This is a genomic window from Sphingobacterium sp. E70, from assembly GCF_019285695.1.
In the GTDB taxonomy this organism is placed as follows: Bacteria; Bacteroidota; Bacteroidia; order Sphingobacteriales; family Sphingobacteriaceae; genus Sphingobacterium; species Sphingobacterium detergens.
In genome coordinates this window covers 3,200,022-3,220,149 of sequence record NZ_CP079104.1, presented here as the reverse complement: position 1 = coordinate 3,220,149, position 20,128 = coordinate 3,200,022, and the positions used below count along the sequence as shown (strand labels likewise).

The following is a 20,128-nucleotide window of genomic DNA, read 5'->3' as shown; positions in this document are numbered from 1 at the left end:
ACGATCACGATGCAAACAGCCTTTTTAAAATTAGTAGCAGCGGATATTCAACAACGTTTTGGAAACGATTTGAGTGAGATTGCCATCGTGTTTAACAATAAACGTCCGATTACATATCTCAAAAAACATCTTGCCGAGGTCTATGGACAGGCCATCTGGTCTCCACAGTTTTTTACTATACAGGAATTCTTCAAATTATCGACCAATGATGCCGAGGCTAGCCCCTTGGGACAGTTCTTTCAGCTGTTTAAAATCCATAACGAACTTTTGGCCGCTGAGGGTAAAGAACCGGAAACATTAGAAGAATTTTATCCTATTGCAGAGATTATATTGAGTGACTTTGGACAACTGGATTATGATCTGGTCCCCATCGATCAGCTCTATATGGAGCTTTATGATAACACCAAAATTGATATTGCCTTCCAACACCTTACACAAGAACAGCAAGGGTTTATCCGTCAGTTTTGGCAATCCTTTTCCATTGCTGGCCATAGCGGTGTACAAGAGCGGTTTCTACAATTATGGAAAAGACTGCCAATATTATACACAAAGTTTAAAGAAACGCTTAAAGCAGCCGGTCAAACTAATTATCCGACGATTTATCGAGATCTAGTCGAGAGCAAAGCTACCCTTCAGGATTTTACATCATCCTTTAAACAGATTCTTTTTGTTGGATTCAATGCACTGAATAGGGCCGAAGCTAAATTATTCCGTCAATGGCAAGAAGAAGGAAAGGCACTATTTTACTTCGATGCAGACTCCTATTACCTGGACGACAATATGCAAGAAGCAGGTTTGTTCATTCGGCGAAATATCTTTCAGACCGGACTTGTCAACGCGCTCGGCAGTAGCCCCAATATAATAGGCAACAGAACCTCAACGGTAAACTTGTATGCAAGCACAGGAAAAATAAGTCAGACAAAACTACTTTATGACATTCTTGAAAAACAAAATAACAAAGAGCAAACTTCGGCTATTTTATTAGCCGATGAGAACCTATTGGTTCCTTTATTGCAAAGTCTTCCTGATGTTAACCCCAATATTACTACCGGTTATCCCTTAACCCAATCCCTATTTATGGTATATTGGATTTATGGATGGAAGTGCATTTAGAAATTTCGCAGTTAAAGAGGAACAAGATCTCTTATCAGACCATTGAGACATTCATCAATCATCCCTTGACACAGGTTTCTTTGGAAGACAAGCTGCAAATTCAGAAAGAAATCGCCGATAAGCAATTATTTGAAATCGCATTGGAAGAACTCCATTTCAAAAGCGCACTACCTCAATTTTTCGTTCCGATTGTACACGCGGCGCAATTGATTCCTTCACTCATTACAATTGTTGACGATCTGCTGCATAGTATTTCCGCACATGAACGCATCCGTCAGATTGACAACAATTTACTAATAGAAACCAAAAAGACACTCAACCAATTACTTTTGGGATTTGAGACAGTGGCACCTTTAAGTATCAGCTTCCAGATTGGCCTGATCAAGAAAGCCATATCGCCGATAAATTCTGCGATAGAAGGAAATCCACTGGAGGGTATCCAGATTATGGGACTTCTGGAAAGCCGTTGTTTAAATTTTGACAATGTATATATTTTAGGTGCAAATGAGGGTATCCTACCCAAAACATCCAATTCCCCAACCTTTATCCCCAACAGCCTGCGAAGAGCCTATGGGTTACCAATATTGGAAAATCAAGATGCACTGTCAGCCTATTTGTTTTATAGGCACTTTCAATATAGCGAGGGGATCCATATTTTTTACAATGGGCTTGTAGACGAAAGTTCAACAGGAGAGGAAAGTAGATTTATCAAACAACTTGAGTTCGAGAGCAAGTTTAATTTTGAACGCAAAATTCAACAACAAACGATCCAGTTCGCCGACAAAACAACAGAGATTATCATCGAAAAACAGGGCGAAGTATGGGAAAAGATGTATCAGGACTTTATTGTCGACCAGAAGAGAATATCAGCAACGGCACTCACAACCTATCTACAATCGCCATTGCAATTTTTCCTCAAGCATATCGCGAATATCAAAGAGCCACCTTCCATTTCACAGGAATTTGAGATGAACAAGTTGGGAACTGTTATCCACAATGTTATGGAGAAAATATTCCTGCCGTTCAAAGATGAAAAAGACTTTACACCTACGAATATCCTGCAACAGCACTTTAATCAGATCGAATCTTTTGTTGTTCGGGAAATAGGCTTTCAATATCAGGTTGAATTAAATTCCACAAGCGATTTAAATAGTCTACAGCGCATCATGTTAAAGATCGCTTGTGAATATATCAAAATGTATCTTGAATATGATATCGCCAATTATAAGGCCTTCCGCATTATAGAACTCGAGAACGACACAGATTACACGCTTCCATTCCCTATTTCTATAAATGGTAAAGAAGAACAGGTTACTTTATACGGTATCATCGACCGTGTCGACGAAGTCCTCACCCATGATGATCGGATCATCAGTCGGATTGTCGATTACAAAACAGGAGGTGATTCAGTTATATTTAGAGAGATCGATCAAGTGTTTGCACCTAATACCGAAAATAAAGCGCTGATACAAACACTTTTCTATGCCTATGTATTTGAGCAAAAGACAGGTCGGAAGCAACTGGAGCCACATCTATATGTTGCCCGAAAAATGCGTGAGGAAGGAACTCTGTTTAATGGCAAAGAAGGTGTATTAACCGCCGACTTTCTCGCCTTTCAGAAAGAGAACTTTGTCGGATTCCTAAGCAATATACTCAGTGAGATTTTTAATCCTGAAATTCCATTTAGACATAATCCGGATGCGACCATCTATCCCAGTGATCCTTATACACTGTTCTATAGAGAAGCGAGCAAATGGGCAGAAAATGAAGAATCGGTCTAGGAAAGATCGTTATCCTGTAGATCAAACAGCTGTAAACGATAAAAATAAAGGGATATCAATTGATATCCCCTTTATTTTATCGTTTACTTCTCTTAATGGCATTATTTGCGCGGCGCTTGGCTGTATTTATTTTGTAATGAAACCAATGATCCTTAAAGATCTTCCGCATCGTATTATCAAAATGTCTTGTTATAAAAAGATTTCGTGCCCCTTGCAATTTCTCGCTGATCGAATTAGCCAGCGCCCTTACTGAAATCGAATATCCTTCGGTCTCATATTGTATATAGTGCCACCATCCTGCAGGCATGTACAATGTTTCTCCGGGATGGATTACAGCTTCATATCCGTCCAGATATTCTATTCCCGGAAATTCCTCCACATTACTATACTTCGGATTAGCAATACTATGAAAGTTGTACGGTAACTTATACATCAGATCCGATTGATCATTCGGAAAAAGCCAGATCCGTTTTAGTCCCTGAAATTGTGAAATGAACACATGAGACATATCAATATCAAAGTGATTTCGGGTACTAGACCCTTCTCCTCCGAAAAACATAAATGGTAGCCATTGCAACACTTTTCCTCCGGTCACATCATTATAAATAACATCCTGCTTTAATTCAGGACGTATTTTAAGCAGATTGAACAGAAACAATCGCAATTCGGTAGGTTCCTTGGTAATCAGATCCAAATATTCCGCAAATGTCATTTGCCCCACAGGAGCACTGGCAGCACGGTCCATTGAATCTTCTTCTTTTCCATAGACATCAATCTTAATATCCCCGGCTATTTCCTTAAAGTAATCATAACTCCATTTCTTCAATGCTGGACTATCAGCACTAATAAAATCTGTGATGACCACCGGAAACCCTGGTTTCAGATAGTTTTTAAAAAGTCCTCTGATCGAATGCCCGAAATTTTATCAACTTGCTTTAACTTCACGACTGACTAATTTTGCTTAATTACAAACATAAAAAAATATCTCTACCAAATTTTAAAAATAACGTCTACACCTTATTTTTAATTGGAACAAATAACCCCATTACAATTTAATAGAAATATAATTAAAATCTCAATGACATCTGTCACTTTTATTACATTTCATCCTACAACAACCCGGATCTACTTTATAGAACCTTATTTTAACAAACCAAATGAATCATCTGTTATAGCAACTCAATTATCTACAAACTGTATGCCTCGATCGAGTTCATAACAGGTTTCTTTATCAACCGCATGAAAACTAAGCGACTATTTTTTATTGTGATTGTATTACATAGGCAAACTCAATGCAATCATAATCCTTTGAATCCCAAAGAATAACCAAATCCAACAAAAAAGGGTTTAAAAAACCCTTTATATCATCAACCTAAGATAGGTTATTATTTATTTACTTTTTTAATGTATTCTTCTACAGCCATCGTCATACTAGGTGCTTTTGGTGTAGGAGCAGGAATATCCAATATCAATCCATGTTCTAAGAGAGCCTGTTGCGTCGAAGCTCCAAACGCAGCGATACGGGTATTGTTTTGCTTAAAGTCCGGGAAGTTGTCATATAGCGACTGAACACTAGAAGGACTGAAGAATACAATTACATCATAAAATACATCTTTAAGATCACTCAGATCACTTACTACAGTTCTAAAAAGAACTGCCGGAGTAAACTTATAGCCATTTTGCTGTAACCAATTACTTGTTTCTTCATTAGCAACATCCGAGCAAGGAAACAGGAAGTTTTCAGCCTTATGTTTTTTCAAAACCTCTTCCAGATCTTTAGCCGTTTGTTTACCAAAGAAAATTTTGCGCTTTCTATATTGAATATATTTTTGAAGATAGAGGGCAATCGTCTCTGAAATGCAGAAATATTTCATTTCTGCCGACACTTCAAACCGCATTTCTTCACATATCCTAAAATAATGATCTACAGCATTTCTACTTGTAAATATTACCGCAGTGTGATCTGCTAAATTAACTTTATCCCTACGCACATCTTTGGCAGGAACCCCTTCTACGTGTATAAAACCTCGAAAGTCTAATTTTAACCCGTATTTCTTTGCTAAATCATAATAAGGGGACTTATCGTTTTCAGGTTTTGGTAAAGTCACCAGTACACTTTTTACCTTCTTTGCTCTTTCTACGTCTGAAGTTTGCATATTAACCAGTTTTAGCTCAATAATCTTAACAGTATTAATATTGGTGCTATTTCTAGGCAACAAAGGTACAAAATTAAATAGGAAATTGAAAATTTATACATCGACATAATATGCGCCGCTGTCTTGAGAAATCTATATAAGAATAACAGGATTGCTCCAATAATAGCCAAATGTAAAACGACACCAACAGCGCTTAAAGGGACAAGACTCAATATTAATAACACAGGAAGCATCAAAAAGAGCGTGTTAAAATAAATCAGATACAACACTGTCACATATTCTTTTACTAGCTTCCTTATTTCAAAAACAAAGGATAAAAATCGGATAAAGCCAATTTTTAAGGCAAATAGCGCTCCGACCATACCTACGGTTTTAATATAATTGGGAAAGGTAATAAAATCAAAGCGGTTCAATTCATAAGCATAAAACAAACTAACAAAGAGTGCCATTGCCCCGAAAATAATACAAACAGGAAAATGAACGGCCAAGAGGTTAGGATCGTATCTTCTTTACTAACCGACAACAACACCCGGTCATCGAAATAACCTTGAAAGACCAATTTTAAATCGGAAGGAAAAAATATGCGAATTAAACCAACTCCAAATATCAAAAAGAGCACAGTAAATAATATCCAGTTCTCCCGATGCGGCTTAGGAGTTCCATATTGTCGTGTCAAAGCATTATTACTCGGTTCACCTTTAAAATACTGTTTCACATCATAGTCATAGATATTGTGAACAACCAGCCCCTCCGCTTCTACAGTGACAATCCGATATTGCTTTTGCAGGGCCGGATTTAAAGATGCCAGCACCTCCTGATTAGGCGATAGAATAGAATCTCTTAAAATACCTGTACTATCGGGTATGGATACGCTATCTTGGGCAACATGTCGCAATGCCCGTCGTTGTGCACTCAACTGTACAGCCGAAAACACAAAGAGGATTACAAAGACAATAAAATATTTAAAGATGTTAACTTTCATTGAAATAAACTGCTCCTTATCGGCGATGAAGAAATCACAGACCGTTTAAATTCGAAACTTTTTATGGTCGTAAAGTTAGGATAAAAAGTTATATTGCATTCAAAAAATCTTTATAGAACATGCCAAAAGAAATTATACGCTGCCAGTGGTGCGGATCTGATGAACAGTATGTCAACTATCACGATAAAGAATGGGGACGACAAGTCAAGGATGATAAAACCTTATTTGAATTTTTAGTACTGGAGTCAGCTCAGGCTGGTTTGAGCTGGATTACGATCCTCCGCCGAAGATCGGCTTATCAGCAAGCATTTGCCAATTTTGATGTCAGTAAAGTCGCTATTTATACAGCAGATCATGTCGAAGCACTCCTGAAAGATTCCGGTATTATCAAACATCGAAATAAGATAGAATCGACCATTACAAATGCACGGCTATTTAAAAAATTCAACTGGAATATGGCAGCTTTTACAATTACCTGTATTCATTTTTACCAGAACAGCAACCGTTGACCAACCATTGGCCTAGTTTGCAACATGTACCTGCAACGACCGAAATTTCCGATAAAATAGCAAAAGACATGAAGAAAAGAGGTTTCAAGTTTTTGGTTCCACGATTTGTTATGCATACATGCAAGCAGTGGGTATGGTCAATGATCATATTGAAACTTGTTCTTTTAAATACTAAGCTACATTGTTATAGGATTAAGGAACAAAGATAAAAACGGGCTACCTCGCTAAAGGATGTTTTACCCTTTGTTCCTTGATCTATTTCTAATAGCAAAACAGATCTTACGAGACCAAAATTTCAATATTAAAATCTAAACAGGAACATTCTTATAAATATCTGGCAAGTTGCGGCACAGACCGTTAAAATCCATCCCGTAACCCACGACAAACTCCTTGCTAATCTCAAAACCAACATAGGTCAACTCTTCAAAATGATATTGCAGTGCTTCAGGCTTAACCAAAAGTGCACATGCAATGACGCTGGCTGGATTTAATCTTTTCACGGCATCCAATGTATGTTTCAGCGAATGTCCGGAGTCTACAATATCTTCCACGATAATCACATCACGTCCCTCTAGATCAATACCTAAACCCAAAAGCTCATTCAATTCAGATTGACCGGTACCGATATAGGAGGCCAATTTAATAAAAGACATCTCACAGGGAACTTCTATTTGTTTAAGCAAATCCGCCATAAACATAAAACAACCATTCAAAACTCCTATAAAAACAGGTTGCTTATGCTCATATCGCAGACTAATGTCTATCCCCATCAAACGAACTCTTTTCTGAATCTGTTCTTCTTCAAAAAGGGGTTCAAAAAGCAATCCGTCAATTTCTATTTTTTTCATTCCACTATATTATTTTTATCGGTATCATTTCTTTTCTCCAGACAGATTTTCCAAGGTATTGAGCAAGCTAATTTTTTGATTCTACATCCCATATAACAAATCAAAAGCTTTATCAATATGAAAGCAATCAACCATGAACCTATTTTATCAGGTTATTTCTGTTCCTTTTTCGGGTTCTTTGTCGTTTCGTCTTCCGTTTTTCCCTTATCTTCCTTATTCCGACCTAGGATCTTATCGAAAATAGATCGCTTATGTTTTCCGGTTCGGCCGTTTCCTCGTCCTGTTTTTCAGGATGAGACATCTTTATGGTTTTAGGAAGAGAAACACCTTCCAGATTATCAGCGGCACCTCCGTTCCCCAGATCATCGAATAACAATGGATCATCCCCATATCCAATGTGTCTATAGAATCTACAACTGCAGGTCTGGCAGCACGCAGATGCGGCTGCAATAGGACCTCATAGAAACCATAGGCTGATGTGGTCGAATCAACACCTATCTGTCCCGTTTTAGTCATGATATGGCCATAGATATTAAAATAGCGCAGCATATTTCCCTTAAGATGCCCAGTCCAATCAAAAAGTTAAGTCCTTTCTTCGGACGTGGCACAATACTGGACAAAAAGATACTTTCTCCAAGTCCGAGTTGAGCTGGAGTTTTTCCAAAATAATAGCGGGCCGCTTCGGTGATTCCATAGACATTATTACCCCACTCGATAACATTGAGATAAACCTCATACATCCGTTTTTTACTGACCTGCTGCGAACGTTCCATCAGCCAAACCAATAGGATCTCCTCGAGTTTCCGGACGACGGTCTTATTACGGTTCAGAAACACATTTTTCACCAATTGCATTGATATCGTACTTGCCCCCGCTTAAAGCCTTTTTCTTTGATATTTGTGACAATAGAGAGTTTGAAAGCCTTTTCTTCAAAGCCCTTATGTTTAAAGAAAAAGGGATCTTCGGTATTGATCAGACTAATCTGCATATAACGGGAGATCTGATCCAAAGGTGTAAAATTCGGGTTTTGCGGTCCGACCACAATCTCACGCATCGGTTTACCATCTTCATAAGCTGTATAGGTAAAAGGTGTATTTAACATCCCAATATTAGCCTCGCCCCATTTCACGACTTGCAGATCTTTATCATCCACTTTGGACGAAAAAAGAAGTTTGTCAGGTTTTTTTAATTCCAAAGCAAAATTTAGATCGTATTGAATATGCCCCTCAACCTGTATGCCATCCAACCCCGGAAACAACCCAACCGGCATTGCATCAAAAAGTCCTGTGCCTTGATTTTATCTGTGTGAATAGCCAAAAAAACTTCCTTCTCTGGCTTATGTACATATTTTAAATAAGGAGAAAAAACAAAATCTTTGACTTGTACCGTACTCTCCTTGCTGACTTCAATAGAAGAAGCGCCAATATTGAGCGCCCCCTGCATGGTCGCTTCAGGGAAAATAACGTCTTTGCTGGAGATACGCCAATGATTTATCTTCAGGTTTTTAAAGCCCCATTGCCCATGTAATTCCAGCAACTCCTTATTGCGCCGATTGGCCTTGTCCAATCGAAAGGATATCTCATCAAAACTAACGGCCAGACCAAACTTGCGCTGCAATAGTGGAAGATTCACCTCCTTCTTATCTGAAAAAAGCCGTAGATCACATTCCTGATTATCCGAATCTATTGTTCCTGTTAGGTTCCAGGCAGCCTCATGATCATTTAGCAAAAACTTAGATTCCATATCACCGCCATCAATGACAGCAGAGGGTATAACAATACGTTGTGAAGTACTGTCATCCTTATAAGAAAGCTCAAGATTTTTAAGATCTAGATCATTCGGGATTTTAAAGAATACGTTCTTTAGTAGACGGTCCGCCAATGCCGCCAAATTCTGTTTCGGATTATCATTCTCGACTGTGTCCTTCTTTTGTTTCTTAAACAGGAAATCGTAGTTGCTAATGGTGTCTTTCTTGACCAAAGACACTGTTGCATTGTCCAGAATAACTTCCCTAGCTTTACATCACCAAATAAAAGGGGCCATAGTTTAACAGATACCGTCAGATCATTAATCTGTGCCAGTGGCTCCCTATTTTTAGGTAACAACTGTATATTTTTAAACTGCACCGCATTAATTCCCTGAAAAGCATAATATTGAATTTTCAAATCCATATCATACTTTTCCAGCAGCTTAGCTTTTGCTTTATTGATGGCCCCCATGAGCATCCCGTCTCTCTTTTGGTAAGCATAAGTGCCTACCGCGATTACTAAAATCAAGAAAACAGCCAAAGTAATGTAAAGCCATCGCCACTTGCGGGACTTCAGAGATGTTATAAATCGATCGGACATAATTACAATTTCATGCAAATCCATGCATATCAATAGTCAAACTTAGATAAATTTGCCTTCATATACAATTATAATTACACGGAAACCAGACAAAGTACAACTCTTCCACAACAGCATTTAAAAGGTATATAATATGGCCTATCTAATTCCCGAATACACAAAAATACCACTCCTCCCATTACCGAATTAGAGACACGCAATACAGCGAAGTAGGCTCCTCGTTAATTTTCTCTGAGGTTGTAGGAAAACCTTATTCATCAATAATGCATAGATATATGGATCTTAATTCCATTAAAAACAAACAAATGACATGAAATTGGTCAGCAATGAGTAGTTTTGTATTCCATGATTTCAAATGAATAATAGATGGTTACCAAAGAACAAATATTAAATGCATTATCCTATGTTGAAGAGCCTGATCTAAAAAATCTTGTAACATTGAATATGATTCAAAATATTCAGATCGAAGACCAAAAAATTGCCTTCGATGTTATATTGACTACTCCCGCCTGCCCATTAAAAGATCATATAGAGCATGCCTGCCGCAACGCCATAGCACATTTTATTGATAAAAATCTTGAAGTCCAGATCAACATGACTTCCAATGTGGTCGGCAAACAGGGTGCTCAGGTTTCAGGGATTAAAAACATCATTCTGGTTTCATCGGGTAAGGGCGGTGTCGGAAAATCAACGGTCGCTGCCAATTTGGCCCTTGCACTTCATGCAAAGGGTGCAAAAACAGGTCTATTGGATGCCGATATCTATGGTCCATCACTACCGATGATGTTCGGATTGGAAGGAGCCAAACCCGGATCTGTGGAGATGCCTGACGGCCATGTTAAAATTGAACCACTTGAAAAATTTGGCATAAAACTACTTTCAATCGGTTTCTTTACGGATCCCAATCAACCTATTCCATGGCGTGGTCCCATGACCACTTCGGCAATCAAACAACTTTTCAATGATGCCAATTGGGGTGAACTGGATTATCTAGTTGTCGATATGCCACCGGGAACCGGTGACATTCATATCACGGTATCACAGACTTTCCCAATCGCTGGAGCAGTTATTGTCACCACACCCCAGCAGGTAGCGCTAGCCGATGCTGTCAAAGGAATCGGCATGTTTTTAATGGACAGTATCAATATCCCACTCTTGGGAGTTGTTGAAAATATGGCTTATTTTACACCGGCAGAACTACCAGATAACAAATACTATATCTTTGGTAAAGACGGCGGTAAACGTTTAGCCGAAGAATATAAAGTACCATTCCTTGGTGAAATACCTTTGCTTAAAGGGATTTCTGATGCCGGAGACAACGGCTTCCCTGTCGCAATAGATCAAGAAGATCCTGTAACAAAATCGTTCCTGACGATTGCGGAGAAGGTTGCTCAACAACTCTCCATCATCCATAGTCAGGTTTAAATATGACAGCTATTGAGGCATCGGCTTAACAAAACAGTCGAACTCCATCTAAATGGATTGATCAACATGCCACTTTTATAAAAAACAGGGTTATCCAAAAAGTTCGGATAACCCTGTTTTTCTTTAATTTTATTTGTATCTCCACAGCAACTTTCCAAATATTCAATGCATAGAAGTTTCTCTGTTACTTTTTAGACCGCATATTTTTTATTAGGATCACTCTTATCTACACATCCAGTTCCAGCAAAACCGGACAGTGATCGGAATGAACTGCGTTTGCTAAAATCTGCGAAGATGTGATCTGCGCCCCTAGCGGCTTTGACACCATATTATAATCGATGCGCCAGCCCAGATTTCGGGCACGTGCACCTGCACGATAACTCCACCAAGTGTAGTTATGTGGTTCTGGATTCAAATGACGGAACGAGTCGATATATCCCGAATTGATAAAGTTTTCCATCCATTCACGTTCTTCAGGCAAAAATCCCGAAGAGTTTGCATTCGATTTAGGATTATGGATATCAATAGCACGATGACAGATATTATAGTCTCCACATACAACTAAATTAGGCTTTTCAACCAACAACTTATTGCTATATAACTGGAAATCATCCAAAAACGATATTTAAAATCCTGTCGGACATCTCCTGTTGTTCCAGAAGGAAAATAAGTACTCATCACTGACACTTTATCAAAATCAGCACGAATGATACGCCCTTCAAAATCATAGTCTTCATGACCACAACCATATTCGACATGTGTAGGAGTAATTTTGCTAAAGATGGCCACGCCACTATATCCCTTTTTCTGCGCCGGATACCAGTAATGCTCATACCCCATTTCTTCCAGCAAAGCAACTTCCGGGATTTGATCAGGAGTGGCTTTAATTTCTTGAAGACATATGACATCTGCATCCACATTTTTCAACCAGCCTAACCAATCTTTCTTTAAAGCTGCCCGCAAACCGTTCACATTATAGGTTACTATTTTCATTTGTTTAGATATGAGTATTGAGATATTAGATTTGAAACTTTATACTTTTTAATAATCTTTAGATGAGAAAAGATCACCTATCTTGGTAAAGAAACCTGTTTGAGGCTTCAGACCTTTCAGTTCGCGTTCCAGGTTAAGCGCTTCACGTCTGGTCAACACATGCATGCTCATTTTTTGGTCTACCTCCGGTCGATCATGTTTGTCGGTCTTCACAGCCGCAATCTGGTCGATCATTTCTATCCCTTTAACCAATTCACCAAATACCGTATAGTTCCAGTCCAGATGTGGGGCTCCACCTACGGTTGTATACGCTTGACGTTGCCCTTCAGAAAATTTCTTTCCATTCATCCGGGTCTGCTCTAAGCGGCTGAGATCCTCAGGGGTAAATACTTTGCCCTGAACAAGGTAGAATTGAGAACCAGAAGATGCTTTCGCGGGATTATTGTCCCGGGCGGCACCTATTGTTCCTTTCTTGTGGAATTCCATCCTGGATTTCCGACGGAATAGTATAACCGGGACCTCCATTGCCTAGCTGAGCTCCGCCGACCGCATTTCTTGAATCTGGGTCACCACCCTGTATCATAAAATTCTGAATAACCCGATGGAACAAAGTACCATCATAATATTTGCTTTTGCTAATTTCACAAAGTTGTCCCGATGTTTTGGTGTTGCGTTATACAAACGCAAGACACAGGTTCCTTTATCCGTAACGATCTGCACATATTTATACTCCGGTTTAGCTGCAAATGCCATGATTTGCAAAAAACAAAATACTGTTACTAAACAAACTTTCAAAAATCTCATACCCTAGATGACGTTTAACTCTTCAAAATAATCAATAATCAGGGACTTCATAATAAGTTCCTGCTCCAATAAGGTGTAGTTAGGAATAGGTTTCACCAACTCCCAGTGTGGCCATCCTTCTTCATCCAGTCCCTTTAGGGTATAGAACCCCATTGCGCTGAACAAACGACAGGTTGCGATATGCATCAACTCCTCTTTTTGTCGCTTTGAGAAAGTCTGTGGACCTTTTCCCAATTCCTGCACACCAATAAGGAATAAACATACCTTGATGTCAGGCTTTTCCATATCAAATAAAGAAGCGATTTCACCCTGCAAGGTGCTCCACTTCTTGTTTACTTCTGCTGCTTTCATTTTATTTCTTTAAACAAAAAGACAAATTCACCTGTAAAGGCTTGTCATATTACCCTTTATAAAACATATTCCCCGATCTCTCCAAAAGTTTTCCGCTCCTTGGAATTTTTGACCACCGAAAATTAGGAATTAATTCACGATATTCAGATAATATCAATGTCATTTACGAGGAGGGGGATACCTTTGCGATCACCTCTGTACAACGCTTGTCAATCATCTGAAAAACGGGGTCAAACAAATTATCATCAAAATACGGATCAGGAACGATATCATTATCTAAAAACAATTGCACCTTCTCCAAATCATCTTTGTTTTCCGCCTGTGCACAGACATCCGCAAAATTCTGACGATCCATGACAAAAATAAGATCATATTCATTAAAAAATGCAGGTTGGAAATGTCTTGCCCGTTGTCCGGAGATATCGACCCCATATTTTTTTGCAATTGCAATTGCCCTTCGATCGGGCGCCTCACCAATATGCCAGTCACCTGTACCAGCAGATTCCACAATCCAGTTTAATTGTTTATCTTTTACTTTTTGCTTCAATATCCCATGTGCCAATGGCGAACGACAGATATTTCCCAAACAGACCATTAAAATTTTCATCGAAATACTTTTTTAAAACCATGCAACCTAAAGAGCAATACGATAAGTCGACTATCCCCATTGCTATCAACATTCGGACAGATCGTTTGTTATTGACTTCCTAATAGCCCTCTAAACTTTCATGGGTATAATTATACAACAATAACCCTAAACTTGTTCCAGCTCATTTTTCAAACGGGACCAGTTTCTCTCAACATTCTTGCACAAAATAACTAAACTTCCTATTAAAGAAACAAGCCTGATGAAATCGTACTTTCCAGTTACAATTGAAACATCATATGAGCCCTAATATCCACGCATGTCCAATTAAATTTTCATGCATTCAACCATCCACACAAAGGTTTATGACGGAGTGCACAATAGACGATGATATTTATGTACCATAATCTTCATCTCCGGATGCTAGGAAAGGATATTATTCCATAATAAATGCACCAAAATCCGTAAAGATCCTGCTGCCTCCAAGGACAAAAACGACACCCTTGAATATGAATAAAAAGGTGGCCTAACCTTACGGTTAGAACCACCTAAACTATATTAATCAACCAATTCTTAATTCATTTTTTAATATTCCACTGGGAAGCTGAGTTGAACGGCTCCACCTTGCGGAGATACACCTTTTAAGCGTACAATATTACGCTGAGTGGCACCCAATGCAGATTCTACATCATCAACACTATTGACAGCTTTTCCATTGATCTCCGTAATGACCAAGCCTCTTTCGACACCGAAGTAATCAAATATACCACCACGGTTTACTTGTGTCACCACAACACCGGAGTTTACACCCAATTCTTTCTTCTTCGCTGCAGAAGCAGGAATAAAGCTTGCACCTAATTTGTTGTAGATTTCAGTTGCGCTTTTCGAAGCTTTTCCGCTCGCGCCAGAAGCTGATTTCAGCGACTCCTCACCTTTCAATGTCAAAGAAACCTGTTTTTCCTTACCCTCACGTTTGTAGGTAATATTCACTTTATCACCCGGACGTAAGCGGCCGATAGTTTCACTTAATACAGGGGAACCTGTAATCACCTTACCATTGACCTTCGTTAAGATGTCTCCCTTTTTAATACCAGCAGCTTCAGCAGCTCCACCAGCGACTGCCTCATCCACATATAATCCATTAATCTCTGTAATACCTTTTTCTTTGGCCAATTCCGAGGTTATAGGCACATAACTAACACCAATATAACCACGTTTTACATTACCAAATTCAACAAAATCATCCGCAATTTTTTTCACCAGATTAACTGGGATCGCGAATCCATAACCGGCATATACCCCTGTTGGTGACGCAATAGCCGAGTTGATACCTATTAATTCACCAGAAGCATTTGTTAATGCCCCACCACTATTCCCTTTGTTGATTACAGCATCTGTCTGTATAAAAGACTCGATAGCCGAGCTCGCAAGTGGTTGTTCAGGATTCCCTCCAAAAGGATTACCGCGTTGCTGTTGTCCCTCTCTTAATATACCGATATCGCGGCCTGTAGCACTGACGATACCCGCAGTCACCGTAGACTGTAAACCAAGCGGATAACCAAAGGCCAGTACCCATTCACCCACATTGACGTTATCCGAATTACCCATCTTAACTACTGGAAGACCTTTACCTGCAACTTTCAATAGTGCAATATCAGTATTGGGATCACGTCCAATCAATTTTGCTTCAAATGTACGTTTGTCTGTCAGTACAACCTCGATCTTATCCGCATCCTCTACCACATGGTTATTGGTAACGATATAACCGTCATCCGAAATAATAACACCTGATCCGGATGCCTGTACTGGCTGTGCCTGCATCTGGCGGCGTCCACCACCCTGTGGCATTCCGAAAAATTCTTCAAACATATCAAAAGGAGAGCCCTGCGATTGTTGGGAACCTTTTCTACTATATGTTGTCTTAATATGCACTACACCTGGGGATACTGCCGAAGCCTGGGTAAAATCAGGATTGCCTGTCGAAGACATTACCCTGTACCTGTAGGGTTATTGGCAAAATAAACTTTCTGTTTGTCTTCGAAAGACATACCATCGAGTTTTTTATTCTCAATAAGCTTGTAACCACCTAATGCTACTGCTCCACCGAAAACAGCTGTTAATAGCGTTAAACCGACCTTATTCATAAACTTATCTATATTTTAAATTGTCTTAATATAAGCTGATAATTTTTGCTCTTAAAATTACCGATTTTATTCGGATATGTTCAAATGTAATACCATTTCAAGGCCTTCGGAAAATCCGACACGTTAAAAAATGTTAATTGCTAGACAAATGCAATAATTTTAACAAATCTTAACTTTCCGCCGATTTTTTGTAACAAAAAAACGTATTTTTGTTACTACAAATCAACATAATGGCATCGAAAGTAAGATTTTCAAAATATCAAGGAGCGGGAAATGATTTCATTTTAGTGGACAATCGCAACAATTCCTTTAACCGGGCAGATGAAGCACTGGTCAAAAACCTTTGTGACCGCAGATTTGGCATTGGTGCAGATGGTCTTATGCTGCTCCAAAACAAAGAAAATTACGACTTTGAGATGATCTATTATAATGCAGATGGACGTGAAGGCAGCATGTGCGGCAATGGCGGACGTTGTATTGTAGCGTTTGCTCATGACCTAGGCATTATTACTGACAATACTGCCTTTTTGGCAGTAGATGGTATACATCACGCTTCCTTATCATCCGATCTTGTCAACCTACAAATGATTGATGTCACCGAATTTGATCGCGACGGCGACGCCTACATCTTGCAGACCGGCTCACCCCACTATGTCTCCTTCGTTACAAACCTGAAAGAGAAAATGTTTTTCAAGACGGTTTTTCGATCCGCAACAACACGACCTATGCCAAAGAAGGTATTAACGTCAACTTTATAGAAAAAGAAGAAGATGGTTATTTCCTCCGTACATTTGAGCGCGGTGTAGAAGACGAAACTTATGCCTGTGGCACCGGTGCTACTGCAGCAGCAATGGCGGTAGCGCTGCAAGCAGATCTTCAAGGCGATATCAATATCCCAATTCGTGTATTGGGCGGCCAACTGTATGTTTCCTTCCATAAAGACGGACACCATTTTACAGAGGTTTTCCTCAAAGGACCAGCCCAATTTGTTTTTGAAGGCATTTTTTAGTCGTTAGATAGAAATTTACCCAATTGATACATTCAAGCCTATGAATAGGCTATCTATATATTTACTTGAGCTTTTATCCACATCTTCCGCTAGCTATATTTTTTAATTTTCGTTCGGCAAATTGTGATTAATGGTATATTTTATTGTATATTAGATACCTTTATTTACAAGGTCCGCTATTTTTAATGCAACAGTCAAAGTCATTTCCAGTATATAAAATCGTTTATTCTATCTGTGAGCATCCCTATCTTGGCTATCTCATTGAGCCACACATGGTCAAACTAAATCCCAATGGGACTTACTCACTACGATATCAACGTATATTTAGCAATACTGTAGATGCTTATGCCGCAGAATTGGATGAGGTAGACTACAAACTCATCCGACTGCTCGATGATATCGAACAGACAAACCTCATCAAAAAGTACTATAAAAAAGCAATCAGACCCGTAGACTTCTTCTCTAAAGTTTTTGACAAAAAACTCTATGACCTGTTGCGCCCAAAGATTGATGAAAAGATGATTCAATTCTTTGAGTCTATCGGAGATAAGCCTCTTTTCATGATGAGTAAAGATGGTTATCCAGCAGATCAGGAAATTAAACGCGCAACATCAGCGGCCTCTATCTTATTTCACTTTCGGCGAACCGAAGAAGAAACACGTTACTTCCCAACCATAAAGTACGAAAACCAGCGCTTGGAGTTTATGTTTAAAAATGCTATTGTATTAACCAATGCACAGGCATGGCTAATTTTAAACAATACACTATACTATTTTGATCAGGCCCTGGAAGGGAAAAAATTAAGCCCTTTTCTCAATAAACGATACATTTCTGTTGGAAGAAGTACTGAAAAAAATATTTTGAAACTTTTGTCTGTGGCTTGATCGAACGTTACCATGTTTATGCGGAAGGTTTTGAAATACAGACCCATCAGCATCAGGCTATCCCTCTACTGCATTTAATCTACGTGGAGGAAGGTGCTTCACAATTACAATTGCAATTCAAATATGGCCCCCATACCTTTACCGCAGGTGCTGAAAATAAGGTGACCGTCCGAATGGAGTATAATGAGGAGAAAGACCAGTATATCTTTCATCGGGTCAAACGATCTTTACAATGGGAGGAACAACAGCAGGAGAATCTTAAATCCTTGGGCTTAGAGGACCTTGACCGCCAACTTGGATTGCTTGCACCATCTATCCAATCCGGAAAACGCATTTCAATATTTGATTGGATAAATAATCATCAGGAACAAATAAAGGCCCTGGGATTTCAAATTATACAAAACAGTGAACAAAAACGCTTTTTCATCGGACATACCTCATTGGACATCGCTATTGATGAGGATAATGACTGGTTTGACATCAGCGCTATCGCTAAATTCGGCCCCTATGAAATCCCCTTTATTCAGTTAAGAAATCATATTCTAAACAATATTAAAGAATTCATCCTGCCAAATGGTGAAATCGCCATGATTCCTGAAGAATGGTTTGCACAATACAACCATCTCTTTCAGTTTTCTGCCGACAGACATGAGCTTAAATTAAACAAAGTCCATATCGGACTGCTCTTTGAAATCAGCGAACATACCAAATTGGTTTTCAATCGTAAATTGCAAAATCTCGCCACTTTCGAAGAAATTGCGGATATTCCTGAGCCAAAGCACTTCAAAGGTAATCTCCGGCCTTATCAGAAAGCAGGATATAACTGGTTCAACTTTCTGAAACAATATAAATTTGGGGGCTGTCTTGCGGATGACATGGGATTGGGTAAAACCATACAAACCTTAGCCTTATTGCAACAACAGAAAGAACAGATTGTCGATCAGCAGGAAATACATACATCACTCCTGGTACTACCGACCTCACTTGTTTACAACTGGCAGAAAGAAGCACATCAATTTGCTCCCCAGCTCAAAATCCATTTGCATACGGGAAACAATCGTATCAAAGATGCCGCATTGTTCTCCAAATACGATCTAATTATCACAACCTACGGCATTGCACGTATTGATGAAGATATATTGAGTAGCTTCTATTTTAATTATATCATCTTGGATGAAAGCCAGAATATTAAAAATCCGACATCAAAATCTTTTAAGGCCATAAAAAGTCTGAAGAGCAAAAATAAACTGGCTTTAAGCGGAACACCTGTTGAAAACTCTGTTTCTGATCTTTGGGCCCAAATGCACTTTACAAATCCCGGTTTATTGGGAAGTTACACCTACTTTCAAAAAGAGTTTGTACAACCTATTGAAAAGAGAAAGGATGAAGAAAAAGCGCAACGCCTTCAGGCGATTGTCAAACCTTTCATCCTAAGACGTACAAAAGATCAGGTCGCAAAAGAACTACCGCCCAAAACAGAACAAGTACTCTATTGTGAAATGACCGATAAACAATCGGAACTTTATGAAAAGGTCAAATCTGAGTATCGCAATGCCATTCTTGATGGACAATTGGACAACAAACCAAAATCAACGCAGATTGCACTATTACAGGGACTGACTAAACTTCGTCAGCTCGCCAATCACCCTAGAATGGTCGACGAGGACTTCTTGGGTGATTCGGGAAAATTTGACGCCGTCATTGAGACCCTTGAAATGGTGATGCAACGAGGGAATAAGGTCCTTATTTTCTCCCAGTTTGTCAAACAGCTCAATATCTTTAGGCAATATTTTGATAAGAAGGGGACAAACTATGCCTACCTGGATGGAGGCACCAAAAACCGCGATGAAGCGGTGAGCCAATTCCGCAAAAATAACAACACCAAATTGTTCTTAATATCGATCAAAGCTGGTGGTGTAGGACTCAACCTGATTGAAGCGGATTATGTTTTTATACTAGATCCATGGTGGAATCCTGCGGTAGAACAACAAGCCGTAGACCGTTCACATCGTATTGGACAGACACGGAATGTATTCATCTATAAATTTATCAGTAAGGATACGGTAGAAGAGAAAATATTGGCGCTACAGAACCGGAAGAAATCCATTGCACAAAGCCTCATTACGACAGAAGAGAGTTTTATAAAATCACTTTCTCAGGAAGATTTACACGAGCTTTTGGCATAATCTAAAGCG

Annotated in this window: 21 protein-coding genes and 4 pseudogenes; 8 read left to right on the top strand and 17 right to left on the bottom strand. The window is 39.1% G+C overall.

Going from position 1 to position 20,128, the window contains the following annotated elements:
- Positions 1 to 9 precede the first annotated feature (9 nt).
- Positions 10 to 1,113, top strand: coding sequence for a hypothetical protein (locus KUH03_RS22790; protein WP_257086979.1), 1,104 nt, complete (start codon positions 10 to 12; stop codon positions 1,111 to 1,113).
- Positions 1,098 to 2,894: a PD-(D/E)XK nuclease family protein gene (locus KUH03_RS22785; RefSeq protein ID WP_257086978.1), complete on the top strand. Its 1,797-nt coding sequence runs from the start codon at positions 1,098 to 1,100 to the stop codon at positions 2,892 to 2,894. Before KUH03_RS22790 ends, KUH03_RS22785 begins: the two co-directional genes overlap by 16 nt.
- Before the next feature lie 76 nt (positions 2,895 to 2,970).
- On the opposite strand, the gene KUH03_RS22780 is transcribed toward KUH03_RS22785, so the two are convergent.
- The 4 genes from KUH03_RS22780 to KUH03_RS22770 form a co-directional block, all read right to left on the bottom strand.
- Positions 2,971 to 3,759, bottom strand: a complete 789-nt coding sequence (locus tag KUH03_RS22780; RefSeq protein ID WP_257086977.1) for a cupin-like domain-containing protein — start codon at positions 3,757 to 3,759, stop codon at positions 2,971 to 2,973.
- Between the two features lie 520 nt (positions 3,760 to 4,279).
- Positions 4,280 to 5,050 carry a uroporphyrinogen-III synthase gene (locus KUH03_RS22775; protein WP_077437140.1) on the bottom strand — a complete coding sequence of 257 codons (771 nt, stop codon included), beginning with the start codon at positions 5,048 to 5,050 and terminating at the stop codon, positions 4,280 to 4,282.
- 11 nt (positions 5,051 to 5,061) lie between these two features.
- Positions 5,062 to 5,499 carry a DUF4271 domain-containing protein gene (locus KUH03_RS48980; RefSeq protein ID WP_373564469.1) on the bottom strand — a complete coding sequence of 146 codons (438 nt, stop codon included), beginning with the start codon at positions 5,497 to 5,499 and terminating at the stop codon, positions 5,062 to 5,064.
- Positions 5,460 to 6,032, bottom strand: coding sequence for a hypothetical protein (locus KUH03_RS22770; protein WP_257086976.1), 573 nt, complete (start codon positions 6,030 to 6,032; stop codon positions 5,460 to 5,462). Before KUH03_RS22770 ends, KUH03_RS48980 begins: the two co-directional genes overlap by 40 nt.
- A 119-nt stretch (positions 6,033 to 6,151) precedes the next feature.
- Here KUH03_RS22770 and KUH03_RS22765 point away from each other — a divergent pair.
- A pseudogene (locus tag KUH03_RS22765) lies at positions 6,152 to 6,750 on the top strand (DNA-3-methyladenine glycosylase I).
- A 99-nt stretch (positions 6,751 to 6,849) separates the two neighbouring features.
- Here KUH03_RS22765 and KUH03_RS22760 read toward each other — a convergent pair.
- From KUH03_RS22760 to KUH03_RS22740, 5 genes and pseudogenes are all read right to left on the bottom strand, one after another.
- On the bottom strand, positions 6,850 to 7,389 hold the full coding sequence (locus KUH03_RS22760; protein ID WP_121120772.1) for a phosphoribosyltransferase: 540 nt from the start codon (positions 7,387 to 7,389) through the stop codon (positions 6,850 to 6,852).
- A 303-nt stretch (positions 7,390 to 7,692) separates the two neighbouring features.
- Entirely contained in the window at positions 7,693 to 7,905 is a 213-nt protein-coding gene (locus tag KUH03_RS22755) for a hypothetical protein (RefSeq protein WP_257086975.1), read from the bottom strand.
- Positions 7,902 to 8,443, bottom strand: a pseudogene (locus KUH03_RS22750) (biosynthetic peptidoglycan transglycosylase). Before KUH03_RS22750 ends, KUH03_RS22755 begins: the two are co-directional and overlap by 4 nt.
- Positions 8,444 to 8,592: 149 nt before the next feature.
- On the bottom strand, positions 8,593 to 9,279 hold the full coding sequence (locus KUH03_RS22745; protein ID WP_257086974.1) for a hypothetical protein: 687 nt from the start codon (positions 9,277 to 9,279) through the stop codon (positions 8,593 to 8,595).
- Entirely contained in the window at positions 9,252 to 9,737 is a 486-nt protein-coding gene (locus KUH03_RS22740; protein ID WP_257086973.1) for a hypothetical protein, read from the bottom strand. The genes KUH03_RS22745 and KUH03_RS22740 overlap by 28 nt, the downstream gene beginning before the upstream one ends.
- A 366-nt stretch (positions 9,738 to 10,103) precedes the next feature.
- Between KUH03_RS22740 and KUH03_RS22735 the strand changes: the two genes are divergently transcribed.
- A complete protein-coding gene (locus KUH03_RS22735) occupies positions 10,104 to 11,162 on the top strand; it encodes an Mrp/NBP35 family ATP-binding protein (protein ID WP_257086972.1) in 1,059 nt (352 codons plus the stop codon).
- A gap of 226 nt (positions 11,163 to 11,388) precedes the next feature.
- Here KUH03_RS22735 and KUH03_RS22730 read toward each other — a convergent pair.
- The 8 genes and pseudogenes from KUH03_RS22730 to KUH03_RS46475 all read right to left on the bottom strand — a co-directional run bounded on the left by KUH03_RS22730 (position 11,389) and on the right by KUH03_RS46475 (position 16,040).
- Positions 11,389 to 12,155: pseudogene (locus tag KUH03_RS22730) on the bottom strand (exodeoxyribonuclease III).
- A 48-nt stretch (positions 12,156 to 12,203) separates the two neighbouring features.
- Complete coding sequence (locus tag KUH03_RS46490; RefSeq protein WP_306429115.1) at positions 12,204 to 12,680, bottom strand: peptidylprolyl isomerase; 477 nt, start codon at positions 12,678 to 12,680, stop codon at positions 12,204 to 12,206.
- A 16-nt stretch (positions 12,681 to 12,696) separates the two neighbouring features.
- Positions 12,697 to 12,765, bottom strand: a pseudogene (locus KUH03_RS46485) (peptidylprolyl isomerase); the annotation flags it as partial.
- Positions 12,735 to 12,908: a hypothetical protein gene (locus KUH03_RS46480; protein WP_306429933.1), complete on the bottom strand. Its 174-nt coding sequence runs from the start codon at positions 12,906 to 12,908 to the stop codon at positions 12,735 to 12,737. The gene KUH03_RS46480 and the pseudogene KUH03_RS46485, both read right to left, overlap by 31 nt.
- Positions 12,909 to 12,962: 54 nt before the next feature.
- Positions 12,963 to 13,310, bottom strand: a complete 348-nt coding sequence (locus KUH03_RS22720) for a hypothetical protein (RefSeq protein ID WP_120260307.1) — start codon at positions 13,308 to 13,310, stop codon at positions 12,963 to 12,965.
- 163 nt (positions 13,311 to 13,473) lie between these two features.
- Positions 13,474 to 13,917 carry a low molecular weight protein-tyrosine-phosphatase gene (locus tag KUH03_RS22715; protein WP_257086971.1) on the bottom strand — a complete coding sequence of 148 codons (444 nt, stop codon included), beginning with the start codon at positions 13,915 to 13,917 and terminating at the stop codon, positions 13,474 to 13,476.
- A 564-nt stretch (positions 13,918 to 14,481) separates the two neighbouring features.
- Positions 14,482 to 15,885 (bottom strand): trypsin-like peptidase domain-containing protein, encoded by a 1,404-nt coding sequence (locus KUH03_RS22710; protein ID WP_306429114.1) that lies wholly within the window; start codon positions 15,883 to 15,885, stop codon positions 14,482 to 14,484.
- Positions 15,885 to 16,040: a hypothetical protein gene (locus KUH03_RS46475; protein WP_306429113.1), complete on the bottom strand. Its 156-nt coding sequence runs from the start codon at positions 16,038 to 16,040 to the stop codon at positions 15,885 to 15,887. Before KUH03_RS46475 ends, KUH03_RS22710 begins: the two co-directional genes overlap by 1 nt.
- Positions 16,041 to 16,270: 230 nt before the next feature.
- Here KUH03_RS46475 and KUH03_RS22705 point away from each other — a divergent pair, with 230 nt between their 5' ends.
- From KUH03_RS22705 to KUH03_RS22700, 4 genes are all read left to right on the top strand, one after another.
- Complete coding sequence (locus KUH03_RS22705; protein ID WP_306429112.1) at positions 16,271 to 16,798, top strand: hypothetical protein; 528 nt, start codon at positions 16,271 to 16,273, stop codon at positions 16,796 to 16,798.
- A 92-nt stretch (positions 16,799 to 16,890) separates the two neighbouring features.
- Positions 16,891 to 17,049 carry a hypothetical protein gene (locus tag KUH03_RS48975; protein ID WP_373564468.1) on the top strand — a complete coding sequence of 53 codons (159 nt, stop codon included), beginning with the start codon at positions 16,891 to 16,893 and terminating at the stop codon, positions 17,047 to 17,049.
- 185 nt (positions 17,050 to 17,234) lie between these two features.
- Entirely contained in the window at positions 17,235 to 17,933 is a 699-nt protein-coding gene (locus KUH03_RS46465; protein ID WP_306429111.1) for a hypothetical protein, read from the top strand.
- The gene (locus KUH03_RS22700; RefSeq protein WP_306429110.1) at positions 17,930 to 20,119 is read left to right on the top strand and encodes a DEAD/DEAH box helicase; all 2,190 of its coding nucleotides are present in this window, start codon (positions 17,930 to 17,932) and stop codon (positions 20,117 to 20,119) included. Before KUH03_RS46465 ends, KUH03_RS22700 begins: the two co-directional genes overlap by 4 nt.
- The last annotated feature ends 9 nt before the right edge of the window (positions 20,120 to 20,128 follow it).

What these genes read in the sequence shown, in the direction of transcription:
- KUH03_RS46490 (WP_306429115.1), bottom strand. Translation starts at nt 12,680, where the DNA reads ATGGAGGTCCCGGTTATACTATTCCGTCGGAAATCCAGGATGGAATTC.
- KUH03_RS22770 (WP_257086976.1), bottom strand. Translation starts at nt 6,032, where the DNA reads ATGAAAGTTAACATCTTTAAATATTTTATTGTCTTTGTAATCCTCTTT.
- KUH03_RS22760 (WP_121120772.1), bottom strand. Translation starts at nt 7,389, where the DNA reads ATGAAAAAAATAGAAATTGACGGATTGCTTTTTGAACCCCTTTTTGAA.
- KUH03_RS22715 (WP_257086971.1), bottom strand. Translation starts at nt 13,917, where the DNA reads ATGAAAATTTTAATGGTCTGTTTGGGAAATATCTGTCGTTCGCCATTG.
- KUH03_RS22705 (WP_306429112.1), top strand. Translation starts at nt 16,271, where the DNA reads ATGGCATCGAAAGTAAGATTTTCAAAATATCAAGGAGCGGGAAATGAT.
- KUH03_RS22720 (WP_120260307.1), bottom strand. Translation starts at nt 13,310, where the DNA reads ATGAAAGCAGCAGAAGTAAACAAGAAGTGGAGCACCTTGCAGGGTGAA.
- KUH03_RS22785 (WP_257086978.1), top strand. Translation starts at nt 1,098, where the DNA reads ATGGAAGTGCATTTAGAAATTTCGCAGTTAAAGAGGAACAAGATCTCT.
- KUH03_RS46465 (WP_306429111.1), top strand. Translation starts at nt 17,235, where the DNA reads ATGCAACAGTCAAAGTCATTTCCAGTATATAAAATCGTTTATTCTATC.
- KUH03_RS22775 (WP_077437140.1), bottom strand. Translation starts at nt 5,050, where the DNA reads ATGCAAACTTCAGACGTAGAAAGAGCAAAGAAGGTAAAAAGTGTACTG.
- KUH03_RS22710 (WP_306429114.1), bottom strand. Translation starts at nt 15,885, where the DNA reads ATGTCTTCGACAGGCAATCCTGATTTTACCCAGGCTTCGGCAGTATCC.
- KUH03_RS22790 (WP_257086979.1), top strand. Translation starts at nt 10, where the DNA reads ATGCAAACAGCCTTTTTAAAATTAGTAGCAGCGGATATTCAACAACGT.
- KUH03_RS46480 (WP_306429933.1), bottom strand. Translation starts at nt 12,908, where the DNA reads ATGGCATTTGCAGCTAAACCGGAGTATAAATATGTGCAGATCGTTACG.
- KUH03_RS22735 (WP_257086972.1), top strand. Translation starts at nt 10,104, where the DNA reads ATGGTTACCAAAGAACAAATATTAAATGCATTATCCTATGTTGAAGAG.
- KUH03_RS48975 (WP_373564468.1), top strand. Translation starts at nt 16,891, where the DNA reads ATGGCGGTAGCGCTGCAAGCAGATCTTCAAGGCGATATCAATATCCCA.
- KUH03_RS48980 (WP_373564469.1), bottom strand. Translation starts at nt 5,499, where the DNA reads ATGGCACTCTTTGTTAGTTTGTTTTATGCTTATGAATTGAACCGCTTT.
- KUH03_RS22755 (WP_257086975.1), bottom strand. Translation starts at nt 7,905, where the DNA reads ATGACTAAAACGGGACAGATAGGTGTTGATTCGACCACATCAGCCTAT.
- KUH03_RS46475 (WP_306429113.1), bottom strand. Translation starts at nt 16,040, where the DNA reads ATGAATAAGGTCGGTTTAACGCTATTAACAGCTGTTTTCGGTGGAGCA.
- KUH03_RS22740 (WP_257086973.1), bottom strand. Translation starts at nt 9,737, where the DNA reads ATGTCCGATCGATTTATAACATCTCTGAAGTCCCGCAAGTGGCGATGG.